Genomic DNA, 14,092 nt, shown 5'->3' with positions numbered 1-14,092 from the left:
TCAAGGCAGCTCCGGCAGATCCTCCGCGTACAGCAGGGTCAGGTCGTCGGTGGTCGGGTCGGCGAGCTGGGCGACGCGGCTCGCATGCCGCTCCACCATCGCCTCGAACGTCTGGCGGGCGGTACGGCCGTTGCCGAACGCCGGTCCCTTCGGGATCTGCGTGAAGTACTTCAGCAGCGCCTCGGACGCAGCCGGCGTCAGCCGGTACTCGTGCTCGTCGGCCTGCTGCTCCACGATCCGCAGCAGCTCCTCGGGGCCGTAGTCGCCGAAGGTGATGGTGCGTGAGAAGCGGGAGGCCACACCCGGGTTGACGGAGAGGAAGCGCTCCATCTCCGCGGTATAACCCGCGACGATCACCACCACCGCGTCCCGGTGGTCCTCCATCAGCTTCACCAGCGTGTCGATGGCCTCCTTGCCGAAGTCACGCCCGGCGTCCTCCGGGGACAGCGCGTACGCCTCGTCGATGAACAGCACACCGCCGCGCGCCCGCTCGAAGGCCTCCTGGGTGCGGATCGCCGTGGAACCGATGTGCTCACCGACCAGGTCGACCCGGGAGACCTCCACCAGGTGTCCCTTCTCCAGGACACCGAGCGAGGCGAGGATCTCGCCGTAGAGCCGGGCGACCGTCGTCTTGCCGGTGCCGGGGGAGCCGGTGAAGACCAGATGCCGCTTGACCGAGGCCGCTTTCAGACCTGCCTGCTGCCGCCGCCGGCCCACCTCGATCATGTCGGTCAGCGCCCGCACCTCGCGCTTGACGCTCTCCAGGCCCACCAGCGCGTCGAGTTCCCCCAGCACGTCCTTCGACGCCCGCACCGGCTGCGCCGGCTCCGCGGCGGCCACCGACGGCTCCTGGTCGCCGGTGCGCTGCCCGGGGATCGAGCCGAGCAGGCCGGGGGACTGCGGCACCGTCTGCACGGCCGTCTCATGGGCCGCCGGCGGCCGCAGGCTGCCGCTCTCGTCGCTGGTGCAGTCCTCCACGACCGGGCCCGTCCCGGACCCGGTGTCCGGCCCCGCCTCGGCGAACTCGTAACCGCCGCGCGCGCACCGCTCCGTACGGCACTTGCGCAGCGTCGTACGGCAGCCGTCGATCACATGGAAACCGTAACCGCCGCTGCCGGTCACCCGGCAGTTCAGGAAGCTGCCGCGACCGCCCGCCGACACGTAGAAGCCGGCCTCGGCGGGGGAGTCGACCGTGCAGCGCTCGATCGTCGGGTCGGCGCCCTTGGTGACGATCACTCCCGTCTGGGTGCCGTCCAGCGTGCAGTTGTTGAGCGTGCCGCCGCTGCCGTGGTCGCGGAACCACGCGCCGGTGGCCGCGTCCCTGATCCGGCAGTCGTCGAGCTGCGCGGTCGCCCCGTCACTCACCGAGACGGCCGTGTTGCGCACCTGGGACAGGTCGCTGTCCACCACGTCCGCGCGGGAGCCCCGGTCCAGCACGAACAGCGCGTCCGGCACGTCATGCACCCGGCAGGACTCCAGGACCGCGGTGGCGCCGTCGCTCACCCACACCGCCGGGTAGTCACCGGTGCTGTCGAAGATCTCGCACTGGTTGGCGTCCACCCGGGTGCCCGGGTCCCAGACCGACAGGCCGTTGCGCCCGAACTGACGGACCGTGGTCCGGGTCAGCGTGAGCACCGAACGGGAGCGCAGGTCGACCGCGTTCTCCGGGATGTCGTGGATGCGGCAGTCGGCGAGCGTGAGCACCGCGTCCGTGTCCAGCGTGACACCGTCCGCGGTGGTGCGGTGCACATCGCAGTCGGTCAGGTGCGCCGTGGCCCGCTGGGTGATCTGCACCCCGGAGCCGCGCACCTCGTAGATCTCGCAACCGACCGCCTCGAGCGCGGAGTTCTCGCCGGTCGCGGTCAGCCCGGTGCCGGAGGCGTGGTGCACACGGCAGCGCTCCAGGCGCGGATGGGCGCCACCACGGACCGCCACACCCGCCTGTCCGGCCGCGACGACCTCGCACTCCTCGAACACCCCGCCCCCGCCGTCCAGTACGGCGATGCCGATGCCGGCCGGGTTGTCCACGGTGCAGCGGCGCACGGTCGGGCGGGCGCCTCCGCGCACCTCGATGCCGACGGCGGACCGCGTGACGATCCGGACGTCCATCAGCTCGGGCGTGCCCTCCTCGACCAGCAGCGCCGGCGCGGCCGCGTCCTGGCCCTCCACATGCAGGTCCTGCACCACGGCCGAGGCCCGCACGGTCAACGGCACGCCGTCCGCCGGTGCGATCCGTACCGAGCCGGGGGAGCCCTCCGGCCCACGGAGCGTCACCGCCCGGGCGACGACGAGGTTCTCCCGGTAGGTGCCGGGGGCGATCGTGAGGACGTCGCCGTCGGCGGCGGCCTCCAGGGCGGCGGCGAGCGATGCGTACTCACCCGTGCGGCGCCGCCACCGCGAAGTACCGGTGTGCGTCACCTGGACCGTGCCCTGTGCCATGGCGTTGCTGTGCCCCCACCTCGTCGTACTGATGGCTCGCTCCCGTCGGGGCGTCGCCGCCGGTGCCGGGACCGCGAGCGGGCCCGACCCCCGGATACCCGAGCGCGTTCGCGCCCTCGAGAACCCGTACGCCCCTGGGATGCGCTCATCCGCGGGTCGTCGCCGAAAGCGCGTCGGCCGGTCCACCGTAGCGTGTGCGTGCACGGTGGGTTGACCAGAGCCGGAAGGCCGTCAGCTGCCGGTGCCCGCCTTGCCCCAGTCCGGGCCCGCCCGGTCCCAGGCCTGGTCCCAGCGTGCGTACCGGCGGCGGACCATGCGCCACACGGCCAGACGCCGCCCGCCCTCGACCAGGGCCGCGACCAGGAGGGCCGCGCCTACCCCGGCGAGCACCGCGTGTGTCGTCGCCGTCGGGGAGTCCAGCGGGCGGGTCGTTATTCGGCCGTGCGGGTCCGTCCAGAGCTTGAAGTGGTCCCCGGGATGCGGGGACTTCAGGTCCGCGAGGACCGGGCCGTGCCGCCGGATGCCGTCCGGCGCGGACCAGTCGGCCACGACGCGGCTGCGGGCCTCGTGCGAGGTGCCGGTGTCGGGATCGGTCTCCAGCCGGACTCGCCCCAGGTCACGGACCACGGTGGCCGTGACGAGGTGGCGGGTGTGCTGCTGCTCCCGCACCGACCGCTGCAGCGCGTCCTGGGCGGCGGCACCGACCAGACAACCGATCAACGGCGCGGCCACGGCGATCAGCACCAGCGCGACCAGGGCCACCCATGCCTCGGCCAGATCGGTCGCACGGCACAGCGGGTTGTGCCGCCAGCGCCACAGCCCCCTCAGTGCCCGCATCTGCCCACCCCCTTTCGCACCGTCATAGCCCCCCGCGCAGGCGCTCGCCCCTCGGTCCCGGCCGAGAGAGAGCGACATCACGTCCCCTGCCGCGACATCACGTCCGCCGCCACCTGCGGCGGACGCGGCCTCTCACGAATTCCTCATGCCGTCCCAACGACCGGGACCCGGCCCCGTGTTCCCGGCCGCCGGACCTGTCTGCGAGCCGCGGGTGCGCTAGTCCAGCACCCGGACCGGGTCCCCGACCCTGATGGTGCCGCGCGAGAGAGGCACGAGGTTCTGGCCGAAGACCAGCTTGCCGCCGATCCTGCGATGCCGTGCCAGCGTGCGCAGCGGCTCCCGGCCGCGTACGGCGGTGTCCTGGTCGGTGGTGGTCACCACGCACCGGCCGCTGGCCTTCGGGGCCCGGAAGACCACCTCGCCGATGGAGAGCCGCGACCAGTGGTCCTCGGCCCAGGCCTCGGTGCCCGCCACGACGACGTTGGGGCGGAAGCGGTTCATGGGCAGCGGGCCCTCGTGGGCGCGGTCGCCCTCGGCTATCAGGGAGTTGAGGGCGTCGAGGGACGCCGCTGTGGTGACCAGCAGGGGATAGCCGTCGGCGAAGCTCACCGTCTCGCCGGGCAGGGCGTAGTCGGGGTCGACCGGGCGGCGGGTGGCCGGGTCGTCCATGTGGACCAGGCGGACCTCCGCCCGCAGATAGGCGCTGCACCAGGCGTGCGCGGCCGCCGCCGCGGGGACCGCCTCGACCTTCGTGCCGAAGACGTTCACCGGCACTGTCGTCGCCGGCTCCGGCACCGCGACCGTCAGCGGCGCCCGACCGGGCGCCGACAGACGAAGGCCGCCGCCGGCCAGAGGCTCGGCGGCGGCCAGCGCGAGGCGCGGCTGCTCTCGCTGTGTGACGACCTTTCCCCCGTCGTCGATCAGTGTCCAGCGGCGGTCGCCGGCCAGGCCCCAGGGCTCCACCACGGCCTCCCGGGGTGACAGGCCCCGGAACGCCTTGACCGGATGGACGTGGATCGACTGCACTTCGGCGTTTTCCATGACGCCATCGTGCCAGCCGACACCGCCGGCCCAGGGAGTGCGCCGGTCAGTACCCGCGGTACTGCTGGTTGTTGTACGGGTCCTGATAGGAAGGCTGCGCGGGCCGCGGCGCGGCCGGGCGCATGGCCTCGTATCCCGTGCCCGCCGCCATCGGGCGCTGCTGCTGCGGGGCCTGCGGACCGGGGTACGCCCGCGGCGCGCTCGCCTGCTGCGGGATGTACGCCGTGGGCGCCTGCTGCAGCGGGGCGGGCTGCTGAGCCTGCGGGTAGCCGTAGGCGGCGGGGGCCTGCTGGGACGGGGCCGCCGGGAGGGCGGGCAGTGCCGACGGCAGGGCGGGCAGGCTGCTGCCCGTGTCGTAGGCGGCGGGGACCCGGATCGGGGCGATCTGCGGGGTGCCCCGCTCGGCCACGAGGGAGTCGTAGATCGGGGTGTCCGGGAAGGAGGCGGAGTAGTAGCCGCCACCATAAGTGGAGCGGGGGGAGGTCATGGCACATAAGTTAAGCCCACGATGTGCTGGTTGGGGAGACCGATAAGAGGGTTGTTTTCCGTGTCGGCTGTGACCCGGGAGCCCCAATCCGATCGAACTCGGCAAAAAGGGACGCCGATCAACGTTTGGATCGCGCAAAAGCCGAGTTCCTGCTGGGTTACCGGCGGTTGACCGGCGATCTTCCTGCGCCGCTCATGGGACTCTGCCGTAGCCGGGAATAGGTTGTGCGGGTAGGGATGAACCGGACCACCGGGGACGCCCGGAAACCGACACGGGATGGGGGCGGACATGTCAATGCCGAAGGGATCGAACACGCCGGTGCCGGCCACGGCCCTGCGCGTCGAAATGGGCTGGCGCCCCGGACCCGGTGTGCCCGACGCCGACGCCTCGGCGCTGCTGCTCGCCGCCGGAAAAGTCCGCTCCGACGGGGACTTCGTCTTCTACAACCAGCCCGCCCACCCCTCCGGCGCGGTCCGCCACGAGGGCAAGCGGACGGCCGACGGACGCGTCACCGACACCCTTTTCGTCGACCTCGCGCGCGTGGAGACCACGATCGAGCGGATCGTGCTCGCCGCCTCCGCGGACGGCGGCACGTTCGGACAGGTCCCGGACCTCTACGTCGAGGTGACCGACCCCGCGACCGGCCAGGTGGCCGCCCGCTTCGACAACCCCGGCGCGACCGTCGAGACGGCCTTCGTGCTCGGCGAGTTCTACCGCCGCCAGGGCGGCTGGAAATTCCGCGCCGTCGGCCAGGGCTACAGCAGCGGACTCGAAGGCCTGGCAACGGACTTCGGCATCACCGTGGACGAACCGCAGCACGCCGAGCCGCCCAAGGGAAGCACCCCGGCGGCCGTACCACCGCCTCCGGCCGCGGCCCCGGTGCCGCCGCCGGTGACCGTGCCGCCCCCACCTTCGGCCCCTCCGGCACCCTCGGCCCAGCCGGTTCGCCTGTCCAAGGTCACCCTCACCAAGGCGGCACCCTCCGTCTCGCTGGCCAAACAGGGCGGTACCTCCGGAACCATGCGGGTGAACCTCAACTGGCAGGTCCACAAGCAGCTTTCGGGCTGGGGCGGCCGGTGGGGCGGCGGACGGGGGGACCTCGACCTCGACCTGTGCGCGCTGTACGAACTCGCCGACGGCCGCAAGGGAGTCGTACAGGCCCTCGGCAACGCCTTCGGCTCGCTGCACCGGCCGCCGTACATCCACCTCGACGGCGACGACCGCACCGGCGCGGTGTCCAGCGGCGAGAACCTCACCATCAACCTCGACCACAAGCAGGACTTCCGGCGCATCCTCGTCTTCGTCACCGTCTACGAAGGCGCCAGCTCCTTCGCCGACCTGCACGCCACCGTCACCCTCCAGCCGCAGCACGGCGCCCCCATCGACTTCTCCCTCGACGAGTGCACCGTGCCCTCCACGGTGTGCGCGCTCGCGCTGATCACCAACACGGGCGGCGACCTCTTGGTCCAGCGCGAGGCGCGGTATCTGGTGCCGGAGCGCGGAGTGAGCCCGCAGCGGACCATAGACCACGCCTACGGCTGGGGCATGAACTGGACGCCCGGCCGCAAGTGACCGGGCTCAGCCCTCATCGGGCACCGCGCCGGGACGGGCGTAGGTGCGTCCCTTCCAGGCCGCCCCGCGCCCCCGGTAGTGCTGCACGGCGGAGTCGACCGTCATCAGGAGGTAGAGGAAGGCGGTGAACGGCAGCAGCGGCGCGAGCCACAGCGGCTGCCGGTAGTAGCGCAGCATCGGCACGTACGTGCCCGTCATCACCGCCCACGCCAGCGCACCGAGCACCGCTGTCGCCGCGCTGCCGGCGGCCGCGCCCACGACCAGCGCGGCGGGCGGCACCAGGTACACCAGCGCGAGCCCGGCGACCGTACCGAGGAGCAGCAGCGGGTTGTGCCGCAGCTGGGCGTAGGCGCTGCGCGAGACCATCCGCCACAGATCGTGCAGCCGCGGGTAGGGCCGCACGCTGTCCACCCGGTCGGCCAGTCCCAGCCACACATGGCCGCCCGCCCCCTTCACCGCGCGCGCGAGCGCCACGTCGTCGATGACGGCGTGCCGGATGGCGTCGGGGAGGCGGGCCTGCTCGGCCGTACCGGCCCGCAGCAGGACGCAACCGCCCGCCGCGGCGGCCGTACGCGATCCCCTCCGGCCGATCCGGCGGAAGGGGTACAGCTGCGCGAAGAAGTACACGAACGCCGGGACCACGAGCCGCTCCCACAGGCTCTCCACGCGCAGCCGCGCCATCTGCGACACCACGTCGTAGCCCCCGGAGCGGGCCGCCGCCACCAGCTCGCGCAGACTGTCCGGCGCGTGCGCGATGTCCGCGTCCGTCAGCACCAGGTACTCGGGTTCACGCGCGTGTGCCAGTCCCATGCCGTACCGCACCGCCCACAGCTTGCCCGTCCAGCCCGCAGGCGGCTCGCCGGGCGAGCCCACCGTCAGCGGCAGCCCGCCGTGCCGCCGGGACAGCTCGCGGGCCAGCTCCCCGGTGCCGTCCGTACTCCCGTCGTCCACCAGGAAGACCTCCGCCCGCCCCGGATAGTCCTGCGCCAGTAGCGACGGCAGGCTCGCCGGCAGCACGGCGGCCTCGTCACGAGCCGGTACGACCACACAGACCGACGGCCACTCGTCCGGATCCCGGCGCGGCGGCAGCCGGACGTCCGTGCGCCAGAAGAAGCCCTGGCACAGCAGTAGCCAGCACCAGGCGGCAAGTGATACGGCGGTGATCCACAGGATGGCGCTCACGGCCGCAGTCTGCCCCACCGGACCGGTCCGCAAGAGCGCATCGTCTATCGTGGCCGGGTGAAGATCGCGCTCATGGACTCCGGAATCGGCCTGCTTCCCGCCGCTGCCGCGGTACGTCGACTGCGGCCCGACGCGGATCTCGTACTGTCGTGGGACCCGGACGGAATGCCCTGGGGACCGCGCACTCCGGAAGACATCACCGAGCGCGCCATCAACGTGGCCGAGGCCGCCGCCGCGCACGAGCCCGACGTCCTGATCGTGGCGTGCAACACCGCGTCCGTGCACTCCCTGCCGGCGATGCGGGCCCGTTTCGAGCCGGATCTCCCGATCATCGGCACCGTCCCGGCGATCAAGCCGGCTGCCGCGGGCGGCGGCCCCGTCGCCATCTGGGCCACCCCGGCGACCACGGGCAGCGCCTATCAGCGGGGGCTGATCGAGCAGTTCGCCCAGGGGGTGGCGGTCACCGAGGTCGCATGCCCCGGCCTTGCGGACGCCGTGCACCACGCGGACGAGGAGGGCATCGAGGCCGCGATCGCCTCGGCCGCTGCCCGCACCCCGGACGACGTGACCACCGTGGTCCTCGGCTGCACCAACTACGAACTGGTCGGCGAGCGCATCCGGGCAGCCGTCCAGCGGCCCGGCCGCCCGCCGCTCATCCTGCACGGCTCCGCCGGAGCGGTGGCCGCCCAGGCCCTGCGCCGGATCGGAGCGGAGCCGGATCCGGCCGCCGTCGCCGACACCACCCTCACGGTGCTGCTCAGCGGTCGCGACGCGACCCTTCCGGACACGGCCCTGGCCTACGAGGAAGGCCGCTTCCTGCGGACCGTCAGCCCCGTCCGCTGACCGGGGACCGGACCGGCCCCTCCGGTCCCGCCCATGCCCCCACCCGGGCCAGTCACCGTGCGTTACGCCCTCCCCGCGCGGCGAAACCTGAGTAACCTCATATACATGAGGGACCACCCCCACGCCGACGACCGGCACCCGGACGTCTGGACCGGGCGCGCCACCAACCGCGTCCAGTGGCTGCTGGCGCTGGCCGGTGCCGCCTGCATGGCGCTCGGCATCCAGCTGGCCGTGGACTCGACCTGGAACTCCGGCATCGCCCCGCTGGTGATGTCCGTCGTGGGCTGCATCGCGGCCGGTCTGCTGGTCATCTTCGGCACACTGGCCTTCGTGCACGTCGACCTCAGACTCGACAAGGAGTGCGTCGAGGTGCGCTGCGGCCACATCGGACTGCCACGCCGCCGCATCCCGCTCTCCCACGTGGCCGGCGCCGACTTCACCGCCCTCGTCACGCCCCGGCACTGGGGCGGATGGGGCTACCGCTGGCGCCCGGAGAAGGGCACGGCGGTCGTCGTACGCCGTGGCGAGGGCATCGTGCTGCGCCTGTGGGACGGCCACACCTTCACGATCACCGTCGACAACGCGGAGTCGGCGGTACGGGTCATCAGGGACCGGCTGCGGACGAACACGCCGGGGCCGGGTCGCTGATCCCGAACGGCCGGGTCGCTGGTCCGAAAAACTCCCGCGTACAAAGGGGGGTATCCATGCCTGGCAAGGTTCGGACTGTGCGACGAGCCGCTCGGACGGGGTCTTCGTGGGGCGCGGCTCGGGCTGCGTGAACGTGAAGGCGTAGTACCGCCCGGATCGGTCGTTTGCCGGGCGTGGCTCGGGCTGTGCGAAGACGTACGGCCGTCCGGATCGGTTTGCCGGGCGCGGCTCCGGCTGCGTGAAGACGCACCGCCGGCCCTTCGGGTGCCTGCTCAGAAGTGTGGCTCCGGGTCGTCGCCCGCCCACGGCCGTGCCGTCGCCCATCCGGCCAGCAGCCCCGCGCCCACGGTCACCGTGGTGAAGCTCAGCGCGTTGCCCACCGAGGCCAGGACGGCCAGCGCCGTCAGGGACGCACCGGCGGTGAGGGCGACCGGGGTGGAGCGAGGAGTGCGCCACAGCGCGTGCAAAACCCAGCAGAACGCGGCCGCCAACAGGAACACCCCGACGAAACCCTGCTCCGCCGCCTGCTGCAGGGGAGCCGAGTGCGGTTTGCCGTCGGACAGCAGGGTGTGCGGCGTCGTGTCGCTCAGTTCGCCGAACCGGCCGGGGCCGACACCCAGGCCGCTGTCCCGGCCGGCCAGCCGCAGGGCGTCACGCCACAACTGGACCCGGTGCGGGGTGAGGCGGTCGGCGAGCGCCCCGGTGAGGCCGTCGGGCAACCAGCCCGCGGCGACCGCCCAGGTCGTCCCCGCCACCAGGGCCGCCGCGACGGCCAGAGCCGCCAGGCCCGCGCCCCGACGGGACACCCGGCCCGCGGCGAGCGAGCACAGCAGGACGGCCGCGCCGGCCGCACATCCGGCCGCCGATCCCAGGGCGGCCGCGGTCAGCACGGTCGCGGCGGCCAGCGCCCGCAGCCCCAGCCGCAGTGCCGGTACGGGCGTCGCCCACGCGGCACAGCAGGCGGCCCCGGCGGCCAGCGCCAGCAGCGCGGCCGTGGCGCCGACGTGCCCGAGCGGGACGGTGTACCGGGGTCCGGGGGAGAGGCCGGGCAGCGCCACGGCGAGCGCGAGCCCGGCCGCCGCACCGGCGCCGGGCGCCGCCACCGGCAGCAGCGTCCCGGAGACTCGGCCCGCGGCGTAACCGGCGGCCACCGCGAGCACCGCGAGCAGCATCCCTTCGGGCCGCCCGTCGTGGGCCGCCGCGGTGATCAGCGACCATCCCGCGCAGGCTCCGAGCAGCATCATGCCCGCACCGTCAGAAACGTTTCGTCCGGCGTTCTCCGCGTCCGCACCGGTCGCGGACCTCATCCCCGTCGGCCCCACCCGTCGCCCCTCGCACCCGGTCCCCCGACCTGTGGCAGGCCAAGGCCGTGCGCCGGGTCCGGCCGCACCGCCGAGGCTGGGCACACCGTAACGGCTGACGAGCCGTTTGTGGACGAGTACGGAGGAACGCCGTGATGTCCACCGGGTTCCGGCACCGATGCCTGCCTGCGTTGCCGACCGGCCGGTTGCCGACCGTACGCCGGAGTCGGCGCCCGTGGTGTGCGCGGAGCGGTGCCACGTCCGGACGGCGACCGGCGAGTCATGAGGGGGCCGGAGCGGGTGCCGTCCGGTGGCTGCGGCGGAGGCCGATGTGTCGACCGGCGGGGCCCTGGTGGTGTCGGGCGGCGCCGGTCGCCGGGGCCGTTGCGGCTGCCGTTCGGCGGTTACCGCGGATGCCGGTCTGCGTCGACGCGGGGGTCGGGGAGGGCGGCGAGCGGCGACCTATGAGAAGGACGGGGCGGGTGCCGTCCGGTGGCTGCCCCGGGGGTCGGTGCGGGTGCCGTGCGGTGACTGTCGCGAGGGGCGGCCCGCGTCGGCCGCGGGGGGGGCGGAGGGGGCGCCGACCAGCGGTGACCTGGGTGGCCGGAGGCGGTTCGGCGGCTGACCGCGTTGTCGGCGGCCGGGGCGACCGCCGTACACTCACCCGGGTGACCGTCACCGCAACTTCCGTGGACCAGCCGGATCGACTCCGGCCGTCGCCCGCGCCCGGCGCGCTCGGCGGCCGGCTGCTGCGCCTGGTCCCGGCCGCCGTCTCCGCGCTCTGCGGAGTGCTGCTCTACGTCAGCTTCCCGCCGCGCACCCTGTGGTGGCTGGCGCTGCCCGCCTTCGCCGGTTTCGGCTGGGTGCTGCGCGGCCGTGGCTGGAAGGCGGCCCTCGGTCTCGGTTACCTCTTCGGGCTCGGCTTCCTGCTGCCGCTGCTGGTGTGGACCGGCGTGGAGGTCGGGCCCGGTCCCTGGCTCGCCCTGGTCGTCATCGAGGCGGTCTTCATCGCCCTGGTCGGCGTAGGCGTCGCCGCCGTCTCCAGGCTGCCGGCCTGGCCGGTGTGGGCGGCCGCGGTCTGGATCGCGGGGGAAGCGGTACGCGCGCGCGTGCCCTTCCGTGGCTTCCCCTGGGGCAAGATCGCGTTCGGTCAGGCGGACGGTGTCTTCCTGCCGCTCGCCGCGCTGGGCGGCACGCCGGTGCTCGGCTTCGCGGTCGTGCTGTGCGGATTCGGCCTGTACGAGGCGGGACGCCTGATCGTCGAGGGGCGCCGGACCCGGGCCGTGCGGCGCGGAGCGGCGGCGGCCGCGCTGCTGAGCGTGGCCGTGCCGGTGGCCGGCGCGGTCGCGGCCCGCGCGCTGGTGAGCGACAAGGCCGAGGACGGCACCGCGACCGTGGCGCTCGTCCAGGGCAACGTGCCGCGCGCCGGGCTGGAGTTCAGCGCCCAGCGGCGGGCCGTGCTGGACTACCACGCGCGCGAGACGCTCAAGCTCGCCGCCGACATCAAGGCGGGCAAGGCCGCGAAGCCCGACTATGTGCTGTGGCCGGAGAACTCCTCCGACATCGACCCCTTCGCCAACCCCGACGCGGCCGCCGTCATCGAGGGCGCCGCCAAGGCGGTCGGCGTGCCCATCTCGGTCGGCGGAGTCGTCGAGAGGGACGGCAAGCTGCTCAACGAGCAGGTCCTGTGGGACCCGGTCAAGGGCCCGACCCAGACCTACGACAAGCGGCAGATCCAGCCCTTCGGCGAGTACCTTCCGCTGCGCGGGCTCGTCGGCGCGATCAACAAGGACTGGACCGGCATGGTCCGCCAGGACTTCAGCCGGGGCGGCAAGCCGGGCGTCTTCGACATCGACGGCGTCAAGGTCGGCCTGGCCACCTGCTACGAGGCAGCCTTCGACTGGGCCGTGCGGGACACGGTCACGCACGGCGCGGAGATGATCTCCGTGCCGAGCAACAACGCCACGTTCGACCGCAGCGAGATGACCTACCAGCAGCTCGCCATGTCCCGGATCCGCGCCGTCGAACACAGCCGCACCGTGACCGTGCCGGTGACCAGCGGCGTCAGCGCGTTCATCATGCCGGACGGGAAGATCACCCAGAAGACCGGAATGTTCGTACCCGCCTACCTCGTCCAGAAGGTGCCGCTGCGCAGCTCCAAGACCCCGGCGACCGAGCTGGGCGTCCTGCCGGAGATCGCCCTCGTGCTGGTCGCGGCGGGCGGCATCGGCTGGGCGATCGGCTCAGGTGTGCGCGGTCGGCGCGCCGGTGGCGCGTAACCGTACGACCGTCGTGCGGCACCCGAGTCCGACGGGGATCCGCGGACCGTCCCGTTAGGGTCGGGCCATGGCTACTCCCGAATTCATCCGCACGCTCCGGTCCTCCATCGACCACCAACTGCTCTGGCTTCCCGGAGTCACCGCGATCGTCTTCGACGACGACGGCAGAGTGCTCCTCGGCCGGCGGTCCGACACCCGCAAGTGGTCGGTCATCGGTGGTATCCCGGAGCCTGGCGAGCAGCCCGCCGCCTGCGCCGTGCGCGAGGTCTTCGAGGAGACGGCGGTGCACTGCGTCGCCGAGCGGATCGTCCTCGTCCAGGCCCTGGAGCCGGTGACCTACACCAACGGGGACGTCTGCCAGTACATGGACATCACCATCCGCTGCCGGGCGGTGGGCGGCGAGGCCCGGGTCAACGACGACGAGTCGCTGGAGGTGGGCTGGTTCGCGGTGGACGCGCTGCCCGAACTGCACGAGTTCGGTGTGTTCCGGATCAAGCAGGCCATGTCGGATGCACCCACATGGTTTGACCCTATGACTGCGAGCTGAAGTATGGGTGGTCACCATATGTGGTGAGGGGTGGGCTCCGCTTAGGGTCGGCACATGACCTCGCCCACCCCCCTGCCCGGTCCGGGCCCCCACGGCCAGCTCCTCGCCCTCGACCTCGGCGGCCGCACCGCCGTCGTCACCGGCGCCGCCAGCGGCATCGGCCGCGCCTGCGCGCTGCGGCTCGCCGCCGCCGGGGCCGAGGTGCGGGCCGTCGACCGCGACGCGGCCGGCCTGGCCGAGCTGGCCCAGCAGGCGAAGCAGCCCGGAGACCTCGCGGGCACCGTCGTGCCGCACGCCGTCGACCTCACCGACCTCGACGCCGCCGAACGCGCCGCCGCCGGGGCCGACGTGCTGGTCAACAACGCCGGGCTGCAACTCGTGCGCCCCATCGAGGAGTTCCCGCCCGAGGTCTTCCACACCGTGCTGACCGTGATGCTGGAGGCACCGTTCCGCCTCATCCGCGGTGCCCTCCCGCACATGTACGCGCAGGGCTGGGGCCGGATCATCAATGTGTCCTCCGTCCATGGTCTGCGTGCCTCCGCCTTCAAGTCCGCCTATGTGGCCGCCAAACATGGCCTCGAAGGTCTCTCCAAAACGGCGGCTCTGGAAGGCGCCCCCCATGGCGTGACCTCCAACTGTGTGAACCCGGCCTATGTGCGCACCCCCCTGGTCGAGAAGCAGATCGCCGACCAGGCGCAGGCGCACGGCATCCCCGAGGAGCGCGTGCTGTCCGAGGTCCTGCTGAAGGACAGCGCGCTCCAGCGGCTCATCGAACCGGAAGAGGTCGCCGAGGCCGTGGCCTACCTGTGCAGCCCGCAGGCGTCCTTCGTCACCGGTACGTCGCTGGTGCTCGACGGCGGATGGACGGCACACTGACCGGCCCGGCGGCATCGGTCCCCGGAGTTTTCCACAGGCC

At 73.0% G+C, this 14,092-nt stretch carries 12 protein-coding genes; 6 read left to right on the top strand and 6 right to left on the bottom strand.

The window, feature by feature from the left end:
- The 4 genes from ACGFRF_RS02185 to ACGFRF_RS02170 form a co-directional block, all read right to left on the bottom strand.
- Positions 1-2,439 carry a right-handed parallel beta-helix repeat-containing protein gene (locus tag ACGFRF_RS02185; protein ID WP_393736285.1) on the bottom strand — a complete coding sequence of 813 codons (2,439 nt, stop codon included), beginning with the start codon at positions 2,437-2,439 and terminating at the stop codon, positions 1-3.
- 231 nt (positions 2,440-2,670) lie between these two features.
- Positions 2,671-3,276 (bottom strand): hypothetical protein, encoded by a 606-nt coding sequence (locus ACGFRF_RS02180; RefSeq protein ID WP_393736283.1) that lies wholly within the window; start codon positions 3,274-3,276, stop codon positions 2,671-2,673.
- 216 nt (positions 3,277-3,492) lie between these two features.
- Entirely contained in the window at positions 3,493-4,317 is an 825-nt protein-coding gene (locus ACGFRF_RS02175) for an MOSC domain-containing protein (RefSeq protein ID WP_393736282.1), read from the bottom strand.
- Positions 4,318-4,363: 46 nt separating this feature from the next.
- Positions 4,364-4,804: a DUF6643 family protein gene (locus tag ACGFRF_RS02170; protein ID WP_393736280.1), complete on the bottom strand. Its 441-nt coding sequence runs from the start codon at positions 4,802-4,804 to the stop codon at positions 4,364-4,366.
- Between the two features lie 294 nt (positions 4,805-5,098).
- Here ACGFRF_RS02170 and ACGFRF_RS02165 point away from each other — a divergent pair, with 294 nt between their 5' ends.
- On the top strand, positions 5,099-6,376 hold the full coding sequence (locus tag ACGFRF_RS02165; protein ID WP_393737094.1) for a TerD family protein: 1,278 nt from the start codon (positions 5,099-5,101) through the stop codon (positions 6,374-6,376).
- Positions 6,377-6,382: 6 nt separating this feature from the next.
- Here ACGFRF_RS02165 and ACGFRF_RS02160 read toward each other — a convergent pair whose 3' ends face one another.
- A complete protein-coding gene (locus ACGFRF_RS02160) occupies positions 6,383-7,576 on the bottom strand; it encodes a glycosyltransferase (RefSeq protein WP_393736278.1) in 1,194 nt (397 codons plus the stop codon).
- A gap of 39 nt (positions 7,577-7,615) precedes the next feature.
- Between ACGFRF_RS02160 and ACGFRF_RS02155 the strand changes: the two genes are divergently transcribed.
- Together ACGFRF_RS02155 and ACGFRF_RS02150 are read left to right on the top strand one after the other, a co-directional pair.
- Positions 7,616-8,401: a glutamate racemase gene (locus ACGFRF_RS02155; RefSeq protein WP_393736276.1), complete on the top strand. Its 786-nt coding sequence runs from the start codon at positions 7,616-7,618 to the stop codon at positions 8,399-8,401.
- 105 nt (positions 8,402-8,506) lie between these two features.
- The gene (locus ACGFRF_RS02150) at positions 8,507-9,049 is read left to right on the top strand and encodes a hypothetical protein (RefSeq protein ID WP_393736274.1); all 543 of its coding nucleotides are present in this window, start codon (positions 8,507-8,509) and stop codon (positions 9,047-9,049) included.
- Positions 9,050-9,321: 272 nt separating this feature from the next.
- Here ACGFRF_RS02150 and ACGFRF_RS02145 read toward each other — a convergent pair whose 3' ends face one another.
- Entirely contained in the window at positions 9,322-10,293 is a 972-nt protein-coding gene (locus ACGFRF_RS02145) for an O-antigen ligase family protein (protein ID WP_393736272.1), read from the bottom strand.
- Between the two features lie 725 nt (positions 10,294-11,018).
- On the opposite strand from ACGFRF_RS02145, the gene lnt reads away from it, so the two are divergent.
- The 3 genes from lnt (at position 11,019) to ACGFRF_RS02130 (ending at position 14,052) form a co-directional block, all read left to right on the top strand.
- A complete protein-coding gene (gene lnt, locus ACGFRF_RS02140; RefSeq protein WP_393736270.1) occupies positions 11,019-12,629 on the top strand; it encodes an apolipoprotein N-acyltransferase in 1,611 nt (536 codons plus the stop codon).
- 67 nt (positions 12,630-12,696) lie between these two features.
- A complete protein-coding gene (locus ACGFRF_RS02135; RefSeq protein WP_393736268.1) occupies positions 12,697-13,176 on the top strand; it encodes an NUDIX domain-containing protein in 480 nt (159 codons plus the stop codon).
- A 54-nt stretch (positions 13,177-13,230) separates the two neighbouring features.
- Positions 13,231-14,052 carry a 3-hydroxybutyrate dehydrogenase gene (locus ACGFRF_RS02130; protein ID WP_393736266.1) on the top strand — a complete coding sequence of 274 codons (822 nt, stop codon included), beginning with the start codon at positions 13,231-13,233 and terminating at the stop codon, positions 14,050-14,052.
- Positions 14,053-14,092 lie beyond the last annotated feature (40 nt).

The organism is Streptomyces sp. NPDC048521 (genome assembly GCF_043199855.1).
Classification (GTDB): Bacteria; Actinomycetota; Actinomycetes; order Streptomycetales; family Streptomycetaceae; genus Streptomyces.
Note: the sequence above shows the minus strand (reverse complement) of the source record. Positions and strands in the feature narration are given on the sequence as shown.

Coding starts and splice junctions, on each gene's coding strand:
- ACGFRF_RS02185 (WP_393736285.1), bottom strand. CDS start 2,439: ATGGCACAGGGCACGGTCCAGGTGACGCACACCGGTACTTCGCGGTGG.
- ACGFRF_RS02180 (WP_393736283.1), bottom strand. CDS start 3,276: ATGCGGGCACTGAGGGGGCTGTGGCGCTGGCGGCACAACCCGCTGTGC.
- ACGFRF_RS02175 (WP_393736282.1), bottom strand. CDS start 4,317: ATGGAAAACGCCGAAGTGCAGTCGATCCACGTCCATCCGGTCAAGGCG.
- ACGFRF_RS02170 (WP_393736280.1), bottom strand. CDS start 4,804: ATGACCTCCCCCCGCTCCACTTATGGTGGCGGCTACTACTCCGCCTCC.
- ACGFRF_RS02165 (WP_393737094.1), top strand. CDS start 5,099: ATGCCGAAGGGATCGAACACGCCGGTGCCGGCCACGGCCCTGCGCGTC.
- ACGFRF_RS02150 (WP_393736274.1), top strand. CDS start 8,507: ATGAGGGACCACCCCCACGCCGACGACCGGCACCCGGACGTCTGGACC.
- ACGFRF_RS02145 (WP_393736272.1), bottom strand. CDS start 10,293: ATGATGCTGCTCGGAGCCTGCGCGGGATGGTCGCTGATCACCGCGGCG.
- ACGFRF_RS02135 (WP_393736268.1), top strand. CDS start 12,697: ATGGCTACTCCCGAATTCATCCGCACGCTCCGGTCCTCCATCGACCAC.
- ACGFRF_RS02130 (WP_393736266.1), top strand. CDS start 13,231: ATGACCTCGCCCACCCCCCTGCCCGGTCCGGGCCCCCACGGCCAGCTC.